Below are 13,840 nucleotides of genomic sequence, written 5' to 3'. Positions count from 1 at the left end.
ACTTTGCATTAGTATTTTTAGTTTTATCGTATAATTAAAAAGTATACATTTTAAATATATTTAAAAGGAGTAATTATGCCAAGAGAAGGTTTCACATTGCAATGTGCTGAGTGCAAAATGGAAAATTACATTAGTAAAAAGAACAAAAAAGCTCATCCTGAAAAAGTAGAATTAAAAAAACACTGTTCAAAATGTAATGCTCACACAAACCACAAAGAGAAAAAATAATCTTAATTGCACACATTTTTTGTGTGCTTTTTTTACCTCTTATGAGGTGACAGTCAAGGCATAATTAACATGAAAAATGACAAATTACTTTTAAAAACAAATTGACTCAGCTTATATGAAACAGAAAAGGGATTCATTTATGCGGAACGTAAAGGAGTTGATAGTATTGCTGCTTTAGTATATAAAAGTACCTCAGACGGTTATCAATTTTTAATCCGTTACCAACCAACTCCTAACATTTTAAATAAAAAATTAAATCCGACTTTACTGTACCCCTCTTGCATTACCGGGACAATTGAAGATTGCGAAACTCCACTCGAAACAGCTATCAAGGAAATAAAAGAAGAAGGTGGTTTGATAGTTAAAACTAAAAATTTAGTCTCTGATAGTTTTTATTTAGCAACCACACAGAGTAATGAAGTTGTGTACTCTTTTTTATTTGAAGTGGACACAAATACCGAAACTGTCCCTATTTTGAATGACGGTTCTTATTTTGAATCAATTAGCAAAAGCATTTGAGTTTCGCAAGAAGAATTAGAAACTATGTTGCTAGATCATTTTGTGCATTCTTCGTTATTACAAACATTTTTATTATTCAAATTTAAAAATAAAAAAATATAATTAAATAATTAAAGGAGAAAAAATGAATAGAAAAAGATTAGATCAAATTTTTAAAGATTTAAAAGTTGACGCTATCGTATCAGAAGCTCCACAAACTAGATTATGATATGCTGGAGTTCAAACTTCTGATGGTTTCATTGTTATTGAACCAAATGAAGCGACTCTTTTTGTTGACTCACGTTACATAGAATATGCTCAAAAAGAAGCTAAAAACGTAAATATCGTTCTATTAAAAGGAACAGCAATGAAAGATTGATTTGAACAAAAAAAATTCAAATCAGTCGCTTTTGAAAGTAACTATTTAGTTAAAGCAACTCAAGATCGTTTAGTATCTTTAATTCAACCTCAAGAAATCAAATGAATTAACGGACAAGAATTGAGAATAGTTAAAGACGAACACGAAATCGAATTAATGAAAGAAGTTATTCAAAAATCACTTGCTGCTTATGATGAATTAATGACATGAGTAAAACCAGGAATGACTGAAAAAGAAGTTGCTGCTTACTTAAATTATTTATTAAAAAAACACGGTTGTGATAAAGAAGGATTTGATGAAATTATTGCTGCTGGAGCAAACTCAGCTGAACCTCACCACCATCCAACTGATAAAGTTTTAGAAGAAGGACACTTATTAAAAGTAGACTTTGGTGGACTATATAAAGGATATACAGCAGATATTACAAGAACATCAATTTTAGGTGGAGAAGATAAAGCAAAAGATCCTAAAATGGTCGAAATTTTGAATATAGTTAAAGAAGCTGCTGCTGCAGGTAGAGCTGCTGTTAAACCTGGAATGACAGGAAAAGAAATTGACCAAATTTGTCGTGATTACATAGCTGCAAAAGGTTATGGAGATTACTTTTTACACTCAACTGGTCACGGCCTAGGAATTGATGTACACGAATTACCAAATGTTTCAGTATACTCTACAACTCCATTTGAGCCAGGAATGATAATCACTGTTGAACCAGGAATTTACATTGAGGGACTTGGTGGAGCTAGAATTGAGGATGATGTTTTAGTTACTGAAGACGGACACTTAGTTTTATCTAGATTAAACGAAAAATAAAACAAAATAAAAAGCGAAATGTACTGTGAAACAGTTGTTTTCGCTTTTTTTGTTTATTTTTTAATCAAGCTCACAATTTTATTAATATTATTTTTAATTGCTTGAAACTTAAATTGATTCGTTAAGAAATTTCTTTTCGGATCATTAAATGATTCAACTAAAATATTTAATTTTTTCTGCTTTTTCTTGTATCAAATTTTTAAAACGCTTGAATCATTTAACTTTATTTTATAAATGAATTTATTGTGAACATCTTCATAAGTTCAACGAGTAATCTCTGAAATAAATAGATTTTTAGTAAATGCTTGATTTACTCTAAAAATATTATCTAACTCTGATTCTAATTCGAGATTAAATGAATAAGAAAGTTTTTCAGAACTAAAGAGTCCGTATTCTTTGTGAAAAGTATCTATTTTACTATCTAATAGGTTATTTTTCTTGCTATATGCACCTAATAAATAAGTTAAATTTGCAATGAAATCAATATTATTTAAAGAGAAAGAATAATCATAACCTGATGAAAATTGGTTCGCACTAGCATAAAAAATAATGTCTTTTTCATTACATAATTCATCTTCAAAAATATAATCAATCTTATTTTTTTCTAAATATAAAATAAGTTCTTCGCTTGTATTTAATGGCAATAAAATTTTTTTACCTTCTCATGAATGACGCATATAATCACTATAAATAAAAATTAAATCATTTGTAGATAAATCAACTAATTTATTTTTAATCATTGCTTGTGCACTTACTTGAGATTCTGAATTTAAGTGTCAAATTAATTCAGCTTTTTTTCTCGTATTTTTATTATTTAAGAAACATAAATTATTAAAAAGGTTGGTCAAGTTGATTTTATCTCGATTAACTTTACATTCAAAATCGATCATAAAATTCTTATTATTATGGAAACTGAATTTATCAAAATATTTGTTTTCATTATTCTCAAGATAAAAAACCTTGTTATAACTTAGTTCATTGATTCTTATTTCAGAACTTAAAATTATATCTTTATCATTATAAATAAGGTTGTTTAGGAAATTTGTTTGCTTTTCTGAATCGAGTAAATAACCCTCGTTGTCAAAAATTTTGAAATATCACTTCTTATCATAATCGTCAAATTTAAAATAAATCCCACCATTAAATTTATTTAACACAAAAGCGCGACGAACAGTATTTTCATCTAACTCAAAAGTTTCAGGATAGGTGTAAATAACGTGTCCAAATTGTGAAAAAAGTCTGATTACATTATTTTTTAAACGGTTTTTAATACCTTTGTCAAAAGCAATAAATAGATTCATTTTTCTAAATAAACGGTAACAAATTTCTTGACAAATTTTTAATACAGTTAATTCATTAAATGAGGAATAACCGAAATCATCACTAAATAAAATTCCTTTTTTGGTGATTTGAGGTAATTTTAAAAATCATTCAGAGTTAACTTGAAAATTATTAAAAACTATTTTTGTTTTTTCTAATTCTTCAGGTTGATTTTTAAAGTAATTAGTTCAAATCGAGTAGTAATCTTTTTCATTCATATTGTTAATTATATAACAAGGTAATAAAAAAACCGCAGTGCGATTTTCTTATTCTATGCTTTCTACGTTTTTGATTACTTCTACACTTGTAATTTCATCATCTTCTTTTAAATTAATGATTTTTACACCTTTTGTGTTTCGAGAAGTTTGTGAAATTTCATTTATGTCTAATCTAACAGTCATTCCTTTTGAAGTAATAATTAATAATTGATCACTTAAGTTTACGAATTTAGCAAAAACTAAGTGACCTGCCTTATCAGAATTAATCGCGGATACACCTTTACCACCACGTTTAATAACTCTAAATTCACTTTTATCTGTGATTTTACCAAATCCTTTGCTTCCGATTGATAAAATGTATTCACCTTCTGATTCTGCACTAGCACTAATTATGTTTTCGTCGTCACTTAAATTCATAGCTTTAACTCCAATTGCTGTTCTGCTAAGCGGACGCACATCGCTTGATTGGAATAAAATAACATTTCGATTGTTATTTGCTACAAGGACTTTATCTTCTTCTTCTAAAATAAATGCTTGAACTAAACTATCATCTTCATTTAATTTAAACGCTCTTAGACCAGATTTATTAATTTTTGCAAATGAACTAATTGATGTTTTCTTGATAATACCTTTTTTGGTTATTGTAGTTAAAAACTTGTCATCACTGTACTCATTGACAGGTAAAAGTGAAACAATTTTTTCATTATTAGCCACATCTAAGGTTGGGATAATGTTAATAAACGGAGTCCCTTTACTTTGTTTGCTTCCCTCAGGAATTTGGTAAGCTCTAACTTTGTAGACTTTACCAAATGATGAAAATAGCAATAAATCAGTATGTGTTGAACTTTGAATGATTGATGAGATATCATCGTCATCATAAGTTTTCATTGTGTTTGAACCAACTCCACCTCTTTTTTGAGTGTGGTAATCGTTTAAATTGATCCGTTTTACATAACCTTTAACGCTGGTTGTAATAACTATGTCATTTTCAGCGATTAAATCTTCTTCAGTAATGAATCCAGCTGAATGATAGTCAATTTCGGTTCTTCTCTCGTCTGAATATTTATCTTTAATTTCATTTAATTCAGTTACGATTAAATCAGTTAATTTTTCTTTTGAACCTAAAATTGATTTGCAGTATTCAATTTCTTTTTCTAGTTCTTTGATTTCTTCATCAGTTTTTTCAATACTTAAACCGGTCAATCTTCTCAAGTTCATGTCTAAAATCGCTTTAGTTTGTTTTTCACTTAAATCAAACTTTTCACTTAATTTGTTTTGAGCTTCTTGATCAGTTTTTGAAGATCTAATAATCTTAATTACTTCATCAATATTGTCTGTTGCAATTCTAAAACCTAATAAAATGTGGTGTCTATCTTCAGCTTTTTCTAAATCAAACTGTACTCTACGAGTTACCACATCTTCTTGGTGACTTAAATAAATCGATAAAGCATCTTTTAAATTTAACAATTTTGGTTCGCCATTGACTAACGCAACCATATTTGCGTTAAAATTTTGTTGCAATGGAGATTTTTGGAATAGTTTATTTAATAAAATGTGCGGATTGTAACCTTTTTTAACACTAATTACAATTCTTAATCCTTTTCTGTTTGATTCATCACGTAATTCTGCAATTCCTTCAACTACCTTAGTTTTATGTAATTCAACAATTTTTTCAATAATTGTGGTCTTTTTAATTGCATAAGGTATTTCAGTTACAATAATTTTTGATTTACCATTTGAATATTCTTCAACACTACATTTACTACGAACAGGAATTTTACCTTTTCCAGTTTCATAAGCATCTTGGATACCTTTAACACCTAAGATAGTTGCACCAGTTGGAAAATCGGGACCTTTAATGTGTTGCATTAGTTCACGAATAGTGATTTCAGGATTTTTTGCTAAAGCAATAGTTGCATCAATAGCTTCACCTAAATTGTGTGGTGGAATTTCAGTTGCTAAACCAACAGCAATTCCAGATGCACCCGAAACTAATAAATTAGGAAATCTTGAAGGTAAAACTACCGGCTCTTGTTGTGTACCATCGTAGTTGTCAGTAAAGTCAACAGTATTTTTCTTAATCCCCTCTAACATTTCAGAAGCAACACGACTCATACGGGCTTCTGTATAACGCATCGCAGCAGCTTGGTCACCGTCGATAGAACCAAAGTTACCTTGACCGTCCACAAGAGGATATCTCATTGAAAAATCTTGTGCTAAACGAACCATCGATTCATATACTGCGAAGTCCCCGTGAGGGTGGTATTTCCCCAAAACGTCCCCAACAATCCGAGCACTTTTCTTTCTTTCACTTGAGTGAGTAATCCCTAGTTCCATCATGTCAAATAAAATTCTTCTATGTACCGGTTTTAAACCGTCCCGGGCATCAGGCAAAGCACGAGAAACAATAACTGACATTGCATACTCAAGAAATGAGGTTCTCATTTCGTTATCGATAACTATTGGATGTAATCCATCGATTGGTTCAGTTAAAATTTGAGGTTGCACTTGATACTCTTCTTTATCTTGTGGTACCTCTTCTTCATCATCGTCGTTTTTATTAGTTGTTTGATCTTTTTTACGAAAAACCATACGGTTATCTTCTTCGTATTCGTATTCTTGATCAGTTTCTAAATGAACTAATTGATCGTCTTTTATATCTTTTTTATTTTTATCGTCCATATATTTTCTCACAATCACTTAACACTCTTGGCTAAGGTTTTAATATATAATATATATTAAATTTTACCAAAAAACAACAAAATAAAAAGAGCCATAGCTCTTTGAAACTTAACAAGGTTTTTTAGCTTCTAGATAATTGATATTTTTACCAATTGATGATCATTTTATTTCGTATCCAGTCATAATATTGTTTGAATTTTTTTCATTATTGTGTAAATCGATTGTAAGAAATGTTATATTTCACTTATTTTCTTTTAAACTTTCGATTGAATATTCAAATAATTTATCATTATCAGTTTTAAACTTTAAAACTCCGTTATTACTTAGAATCTTAGCATAAGAATTTAAGAAAGTTTTATATGTCAATCTTCTTTTTTCATGTCTTGCTTTTGGTCACGGATCGCTAAAAGTTAATCAAATGGTGTCACATTCACCAACAAATAACTCATCAATGCTTTGTGCATCTTGACAAACCACAAATAAATTCTTTAAATTTAGATTTTTTGCTTTTTTGACTATTTTTGCTGCTACAGTTGCAAATTTTTCAAAAGCAATAAATCTTTTATCAGGATTTAAATGAGCCATTTCTGTAATCATTTCACCTTTACCTGCTCCAATTTCCAAAGTATCATCATTTTTTAATGTAAAAGGAAAATTTTTGATAGTATATTCATAATCTTCTAATGTTTTTTTAGCGTTTTTATCATTTCTTAATCTCATAGAATTTAATTTTACCAAAGAAAAATAAAAACCCGTACGCACGGGTTTAATAAATTCATTTTTTAAGCAATATTATATGTATTTAAACGATTTTTAAGATTTCTTCTTTTGATTTTCTTTTACCTTCTAGGTTATTTCTTTCAGTATGAATTATTTCAATTTTTTCGTTTGAACGTGTGTGTACTCCGTATTTTTGTCCCCTTCTAAAGCCTTTGATTAATCCCTCAAGATCTTCTAAGTTGTTTGCTTGAGCAATAATTTCTCCGTTTGAGATTAGTTTAGCTTTGTATTTGTACATAAATACCTCCACATTATCTATATTTTAATTTTATCACTTTCAACGTCCTATTTTCAAAACACGAATACAATTCCATAATATTTTCATACCCAAAAATTGCATTTTTTATTTTAAATCTGCTAATTTCATAACTATTTCTTTATAATTTAAAATAGTTATTAAACAGATAATAATGGAGCATAATGAACAAAAAAGACGTAATACTTTTTGGATTAGAAAATTCAATTAAATTAGCTGAAAAAATATCAGATTTATTAGAAATACCTTTAACACCGATTGAAAAAACAATTTACGCCGATGGTGAAATAATGATGGTTTCAACAAAAACTGTTCGGAACAAAGATGTTTTTGTTGTCGCAAACACATCAAGACCTGTTAACGAAAACATCATGGAATTATTGTTATTCATTGACTCACTAAAAAGAGCCAGTGCAAAAACAATTACAGTATGTTTAAGCTACTACGGTTATGCTAGACAAGATCGAAAAGCTAGCGGAAGACAACCGATTGGTGCTAAATTAGTTGCTAATTTACTCCAAACCGCCGGAGCAACTAAATTAATTTGTGTTGATTTACACAATCCTTCAATTCAAGGTTTCTTTGATATCCCAGTTGACGACTTGAGGGGACAATATACTTTAGCAAAAGCTGTTAAAGAAACAGGTAAAAAATTCACAGTTGTTTCACCTGACCACGGTGGGACAGTTAGAGCTCGTAAATTAGCAGAATTAATCGCAGACACTGTAAAAATTTCTATTATTGACAAAAGACGTGTTGGTGTTAACCAAACAGAAGTTATGGGCTTAATTGGGGACATTGAGGGACAAAATGCGGTTATAGTAGACGACATAATTGATACTGGTGGTACAATATTAAAAGCTGTTGATACTCTTAAAAAACACGGTGCAAAAGACATTATAGTCGCTGCCAGTCATGGTATTTTCTCAAAAGGTTTTGATGCATTCGAAAATAATCCAAACGTTACAATGGTTATTGTGACTGATTCAATTGATAACTCAAAACTTGCTGAAAAATACTCAAAACTAAAAATTGTGTCTTTAGCAGATTTCTTAAGTGGTGTTATTAACGTTTCAATGAAAGGCGAAAGTATTTCAAACTTATATTTAGAATCAAAGGCCAGTTTAAATGGAAAACACTAATCAAAAATTAGTACAAAAATTTTGCGAAAATAATGGTTGAGATTTTAACAAACTCGACCTTTATTTTAATTTAATTGAAACTTATAATAAAGTAATGAATCTGACCGGTTTTTCTAGGGACAAACTCTGAGGAGAAGGAATTTTAGAATCCTTAATTTACATGCAAAATGCTGTTGATGAAAATTCAGAACATATTCTTGAAGTTTTGGATATCGGAGCTGGTGTAGGGTTCCCTTCACTTCCTTATGCAATTTTTTCAAAGCATAATTTTACAATTTATGAACCTTTACAAAAACGTGTTAACTTTTTAAACATTGTTATCGAAAAATTAAATCTCAAAAATATACAAGTTAAAAGAGTCCGTGCTGAAGAAGTGACTGATAAAAACATTTTTGATGTTGTTGTCGCTCGTGCGGTAGGGACAGTCAAAACTATGTTAATGTCATCATTTCATCTTGTAAAAGTTAATGGTATAATGTCATTGATTAAAGGTAAAAATTTACAAAATGAAATCGATGAAGCTTATCCAATTTTTAAACTGTTGAAATACGAAACTAAAATTGATAAATTAGATGTTCCTAATTTGGAAAAAGAAAATTATGTTTATAGCATAATTAAAAAGCGTTCATGTCCAAAACAGTTTCCTTTTTCATGAAAAGAAATTAAGAAAAATATATAAAAATTCTCTACCATCGCATGGTAGAGTTTTTTTGACCTTTAATGCATTTTTCTTGTTTTATCCTTTTAGAAATCTATCAGGACTCAAAACACTAATAATCCCAGGTTTCCAAGTTGCTTCAATTAATTTTAAAAATAGCCTTTATTTATAGGGCTATTTACTTTTTTTAAAGAAAAAATTAGACACATAGATTTATAAAATGTAGTCTAAATCTTTATAGATTTTATTTAGTTCTCCTGCGTTTCCAAGTTGTAATGAAGAAAAAAACAAATACACCTACAAATAAGGCGTATTTGTTTTTTTGCTCTTTTAAATTACGATGATAGACCATCAATCGCATATTTAAAATCACTATATATTTTGTTTAATTCTTTATGTTCTGGGTCTAAATTATTCTCGATTTCACTTACAACTTTACCATTCACTGTCTTTGTTGTAATTGTTATAAGTTTCAATGCATCTATAAACATATTTATTGTGAGTTTTTGGATCTCTCCATTATCTTTATAAAATTTCTTTAATTTATAAATGCAATATTTCAAAACAATTAGAGATAAAAAGCATAAAAATACGTGAGATTGAATATGCTCGTCTTTATAAACGTACATCGGTCTAACTTCAATTGCTGATTTTAAGGTTCTGAAACCTTCTTCCACTTTTCATTGTCCCTTATATATTTCATTCGCTTCTTTTGAATCTATGTTTGTTATATTTGTTTCAATCATATAAAAACCATCTTCATTAGCGACTTTTTTAATTTTTTCGATATTTAATCTTCCGAATGTTTTACCATCTACATCCATATACTTTTTCTTATATTCAGGAACCAAAGCACTTAATGGTAATTCACCATTAATAGACTTTTTCTCCAATTTATTAATAAGATTTTGTCTTTTTATTTTGTCTAAAGTTTGTTTTGAAGGACTAAAATAGACAAATTGTTTTCTAAAGGTATCGCTATATCTTTTTTTATTTTTGTTTTTAGCTCAAACAGATTGGACTAATCTAGATTTAGTAAAATAATCATTTTCTTGAACAAACCCTTGATCATTTACTATAAATGCTTTATCTTCTTTTCCAAGAATATCAATACGTTTCTGAACTATATATTTATATCCTTTTTGTTCTAAATATCTTAAATTTGCATTTTGACTAATACCTTTATCAGCAACTATTATTGTGTCTTTTGTTTTGTAAATTCTTTGCATTTCGACTAAAAATTTCACAAGAGTTTTAGAATCTGCAGTATTTCCTTCGAAAACTTTATAGTGAAAAGGAATACCATTGTTATCAACTGCCATAGCCACAACAATTTGATCTTCATCATGCTTTCCATCTTTAGAAAAACCCCTTTGTCTCAAACCGTCTCTTGAAAAACTTTGAAAATAAACAGTTGTATTATCAAAATGCATTAATTTTGTGTTTCTAGTTGTCAATTCTTGCATTTTGTTATAAATATTGACTAAAATTGCATTTTTATATTTTAAAAAAGTATCAAAATGGTTATAAATTGAAGATTTTTTTATATCTATCTGATGTAAAAAGTCATTTTTGTTTTTGTATTGACAAATATAACTTCTTGGTTGAATTATTCTTGTTGCGACAATAAATTGCAATACTTCTTCTAAAGATTTGTGTTTGGTTTTCGGCAATCCTTTAAATAAATCTAGTTCTTTAATTACTTTATAAATCAATTCAATACCAACGTTTTTTACATTTGTTTCGACAGATGTTGGGTTAAGCAATTGGAAAAATTTGGTTTTAACTTCAATTTTATCTTCTCCAACAGGAACTAATCTAGCAATCGGTTTTAAATCATCGATGTTTTGTAGAGAATATTTTTCTTTAATTTCTTCTCAATAACCTAATCCAACTAAATTCCCAATCCCTTTACCGTATCCTTTTGATATTCCTAACGCAACGTAAATCCCTTTTGGATTTTTTCTTTTATACAAAATGTAGTTACTCATATTTATATTATACATTATTGTCATTGTAATCATTGTAAAAAGTTAAAATAATTAAAAATTGTACTTATATACTATGTATATAAGTAATAAGGTAAAAGGTATAAAAAAGAGCTTCCAACTTGGAAACTCAGGGTGTCCTAATGGAAATTGCTATCGGGCTACCACTTTATAATAAGTGGTATTTGTATTATTATCTCGTATTACTTTTCTTTTCAGTTTGTTTGTTTTGAAGTATCAACATAACCCTTGAATTATATTCTCTTAGAAAATCTTGGATAATATAACTTTCTGCCGCTCTTAAATGATCACAATTTTCTGGGTCATATTCTTCCATTTGATATTCATCATCAAAATCATATGCACTATTTTCTAATAAATAATCAATTTTTTTAAGAGCATCTTTTTTCAAATCTTCGCAATTAATATTAATATTAATATCTGCTATTTCTTGAAGATAAGGATCTAGACCACAGTCCATAATAGTAGGTATATCTTTTTTTTCATTGTCCAATCACTCATTAAAATCTACAATTTTAATTTTTTGATTATCTGGTATATCTTTTAAAAAAACATCTTCGAAATATTCATAGTATTTATCTGCTAAAGCTTCAAAATTAAAACTTGAAGCAAGTTTATTAAAATCACAATCTTCTTGAATGATTGTTTTACATAATTCATCTTGATTTCTTTTAATTTCTTGTAATAATTGTTCTTTTGTAAGCATTTTTATTTCCTTTAATATTATTAACTCTTGTATATAAATATGTTATACTTTATCTCATTTTAAGCTTCTTTAATAAATGAACTCATATAGATTTTCATAAACGAATAAGTTAATAATTTTTGATGATTGTTTTTATAAATATTATTTTTCTGTTTCAATACTACTAACTGGGAAAGGTATATTAAATTAAATAATCATGAATTTTACTTTCTTTATGATATAGATTTTTCACATTCCTATTTGGAAAATATATTCCTTATCAAAGAAATAAAATTTTATTGAAAGGAATTTTGATTAAGGAACAAATGAATTTGACAAAAAAACAAAAAATGCATGTACCTCCTACTGTTAAAAATACTTGAGCGAAAATTCGTTCAGGTTTAGAACAGTTTGGTCGTGCTATGATTTTACCTGTTTCTATCATACCGGTGCTTGCAATAATCGGAGCTCTTGGATATATTTTGCAAACAGTTGGAAATAAAACAGGATGAATGAAAATAGACGCTTATAAAGCAGCTGCAGACGCTGTTAAAGTAATTGGTATGGCTCCAATTTACAATTTAGACATTCTTTTTGCAATCGGATTAGCCGCAGGATTAGCAAAAGAAGAAAAAGTTAGTGCCGCACTTGCTGGTGGAGTTGCTTTGATTGGTTTATATTTCGCAGGATATATAATTCTTAAATATACAAGCATATTAAGTACCTTTACTGCTGAGGTTGACCAAAATATTAGAAGTACACTTAAACCTGCAAACGGTGAAACATATACAGATAAGGAATTAGCTAAAATTAAAGATTTAGTTAATGCAGTTGTAAAATCACTTACAATTGAACGTTTTGGAAAATACTCTAAATCATTTAACCTAAATGCTTTAGGTGGAATTTTAGCAGGTTTAACTGGATTTATTGTTCACAAATACACATATAGATTACAATTCCCTAAAGCAATCGCATTCTTTGGTGGACCTAAATTCTCACCTGTTGCATCATTATTAGTTGCATTTATTTTAGGTATACCATTGACATTAGTTTGAGTTCATGTTCAAAAAGCGATGGATAGTATTGGTTATGGAATTAGAAGTATGAAAGCTGGTGGTTCATTCTTATATGGATTTACAAACAGATTATTACTTCCTTTTGGATTACACAATGTACCTAACGCTATTTTAAGATATACCCCAGCTGGAGGTACTTGAACTGCACCTGACAATTCAGTTGTAACTGGATTCTACTCAATTTTACAAGCGAAATTAAGCCATGGTGTTGAGATTACAGCTAACGACTCGATGATTTCAAATGGAACATATCCAACAAACATGTTCGCTCTCCCTGGGGCTGCTGTAGCTATGTTCTTAGCTGTACCTAAAGAGAAAAGAAAAATTGCCGCACCTATTATTTTCGGTGCATTAAGTTCATCAGTTCTTTCTGGTGTTACAGAACCTATTGAATTCACATTTATTTTCACCGCACCTATTCTATGAATAGTACACGCGTTCTTAACTGGTTTCACATACATGTTTATGTACCTTGCTGGTGCTGGAATGGTTTCAGGGACAGGTGAAGGGATCATTACATGATTAATCTTCAACGCTCCTGCTTATGAAATCGTATCTCGTGTATGAATGATGTGAGTATTAGGACCAATCTTCTTCTTAGAATATTTAGTTGTATTCTACTTCTTAATTACTAAATTAAACTTAAAAACTCCTGGACGTGATGACCAAGAATTTAGATTATTTAGTAAAAAAGACTTTAGAAACAAAAATAAAACTGATCAAACAAATACAGATCCTGATTTAGCTGGTGAAAAAGCTGAAGACGTCGAAATGGCTAAACAATTAATCGAACTTTACGGTGGTTTTGAAAACATGAACGAAATCGGAGCATGTATTTCAAGATTAAGAATCTCAGTAAAAGATAAAGACAAAGTTCAACGTGACCAAATTAAGGGGCTTGGAGCTATGGGAGTAGTAGACTCTGGAGAACAAGTTCAAAGTGTCTTTGGTGCTAAAGCAATGGTTTACGCTCGGATCATGAACATTTTACGTCGTAAAGGATAAATTAAAGTGTATATAACAATTGGTATTTTGTGTGCATTTGCTGTTGTGTTATTCATTGCCGGTTTATTAGTAATTGTACATAGACGAAAAA

The 13,840-nt window shown here is 29.1% G+C and carries 12 protein-coding genes; 6 read left to right on the top strand and 6 right to left on the bottom strand.

Annotation, left to right across the window (positions count from 1 at the left end; genetic code table 4):
* Nucleotides 1-75: 75 nt before the first annotated feature.
* The 3 genes from rpmG to BLA55_RS01735 all read left to right on the top strand — a co-directional run bounded on the left by rpmG (nt 76) and on the right by BLA55_RS01735 (nt 1,918).
* Nucleotides 76-228: a 50S ribosomal protein L33 gene (gene rpmG / locus BLA55_RS01745; RefSeq protein WP_073372395.1), complete on the top strand. Its 153-nt coding sequence runs from the start codon at nt 76-78 to the stop codon at nt 226-228.
* A 69-nt stretch (nt 229-297) separates the two neighbouring features.
* Entirely contained in the window at nt 298-849 is a 552-nt protein-coding gene (locus BLA55_RS01740; protein WP_073372394.1) for an NUDIX domain-containing protein, read from the top strand.
* A gap of 22 nt (nt 850-871) precedes the next feature.
* Complete coding sequence (locus tag BLA55_RS01735; protein ID WP_073372393.1) at nt 872-1,918, top strand: aminopeptidase P family protein; 1,047 nt, start codon at nt 872-874, stop codon at nt 1,916-1,918.
* Between the two features lie 53 nt (nt 1,919-1,971).
* On the opposite strand, the gene BLA55_RS01730 is transcribed toward BLA55_RS01735, so the two are convergent.
* From BLA55_RS01730 to BLA55_RS01715, 4 genes are all read right to left on the bottom strand, one after another.
* Complete coding sequence (locus BLA55_RS01730; protein ID WP_073372392.1) at nt 1,972-3,456, bottom strand: MAG5620 family putative phospho-sugar mutase; 1,485 nt, start codon at nt 3,454-3,456, stop codon at nt 1,972-1,974.
* A 48-nt stretch (nt 3,457-3,504) separates the two neighbouring features.
* Nucleotides 3,505-6,138 (bottom strand): DNA gyrase subunit A, encoded by a 2,634-nt coding sequence (gene gyrA / locus BLA55_RS01725; protein WP_073372391.1) that lies wholly within the window; start codon nt 6,136-6,138, stop codon nt 3,505-3,507.
* Between the two features lie 108 nt (nt 6,139-6,246).
* Entirely contained in the window at nt 6,247-6,858 is a 612-nt protein-coding gene (gene trmB / locus BLA55_RS01720) for a tRNA (guanosine(46)-N7)-methyltransferase TrmB (protein WP_073372390.1), read from the bottom strand.
* Between the two features lie 82 nt (nt 6,859-6,940).
* Nucleotides 6,941-7,156 (bottom strand): MAG6790 family protein, encoded by a 216-nt coding sequence (locus BLA55_RS01715; RefSeq protein WP_073372389.1) that lies wholly within the window; start codon nt 7,154-7,156, stop codon nt 6,941-6,943.
* Nucleotides 7,157-7,338: 182 nt separating this feature from the next.
* Here BLA55_RS01715 and BLA55_RS01710 point away from each other — a divergent pair, with 182 nt between their 5' ends.
* Both BLA55_RS01710 and rsmG read left to right on the top strand, forming a co-directional pair.
* Complete coding sequence (locus BLA55_RS01710; protein WP_073372388.1) at nt 7,339-8,316, top strand: ribose-phosphate pyrophosphokinase; 978 nt, start codon at nt 7,339-7,341, stop codon at nt 8,314-8,316.
* Nucleotides 8,303-8,995 carry a 16S rRNA (guanine(527)-N(7))-methyltransferase RsmG gene (gene rsmG / locus BLA55_RS01705; protein WP_073372387.1) on the top strand — a complete coding sequence of 231 codons (693 nt, stop codon included), beginning with the start codon at nt 8,303-8,305 and terminating at the stop codon, nt 8,993-8,995. Before BLA55_RS01710 ends, rsmG begins: the two co-directional genes overlap by 14 nt.
* Before the next feature lie 314 nt (nt 8,996-9,309).
* Here the strand turns inward: rsmG and BLA55_RS01700 are convergent, their stop codons facing one another.
* Together BLA55_RS01700 and BLA55_RS01695 are read right to left on the bottom strand one after the other, a co-directional pair.
* The gene (locus BLA55_RS01700; protein WP_073372386.1) at nt 9,310-10,998 is read right to left on the bottom strand and encodes an IS1634 family transposase; all 1,689 of its coding nucleotides are present in this window, start codon (nt 10,996-10,998) and stop codon (nt 9,310-9,312) included.
* A 157-nt stretch (nt 10,999-11,155) separates the two neighbouring features.
* Nucleotides 11,156-11,689 carry a hypothetical protein gene (locus BLA55_RS01695; protein WP_073372385.1) on the bottom strand — a complete coding sequence of 178 codons (534 nt, stop codon included), beginning with the start codon at nt 11,687-11,689 and terminating at the stop codon, nt 11,156-11,158.
* A 305-nt stretch (nt 11,690-11,994) separates the two neighbouring features.
* Between BLA55_RS01695 and BLA55_RS01690 the strand changes: the two genes are divergently transcribed.
* Nucleotides 11,995-13,749, top strand: coding sequence for a PTS transporter subunit EIIC (locus tag BLA55_RS01690; RefSeq protein ID WP_073372384.1), 1,755 nt, complete (start codon nt 11,995-11,997; stop codon nt 13,747-13,749).
* The last annotated feature ends 91 nt before the right edge of the window (nt 13,750-13,840 follow it).

Origin of the sequence: Mycoplasmopsis pullorum, from assembly GCF_001900245.1 — a bacterium.
Taxonomy (GTDB): domain Bacteria; phylum Bacillota_I; class Bacilli_A; order Mycoplasmatales; family Metamycoplasmataceae; genus Mycoplasmopsis; species Mycoplasmopsis pullorum.
Note: the sequence above shows the minus strand (reverse complement) of the source record. Positions and strands in the feature narration are given on the sequence as shown.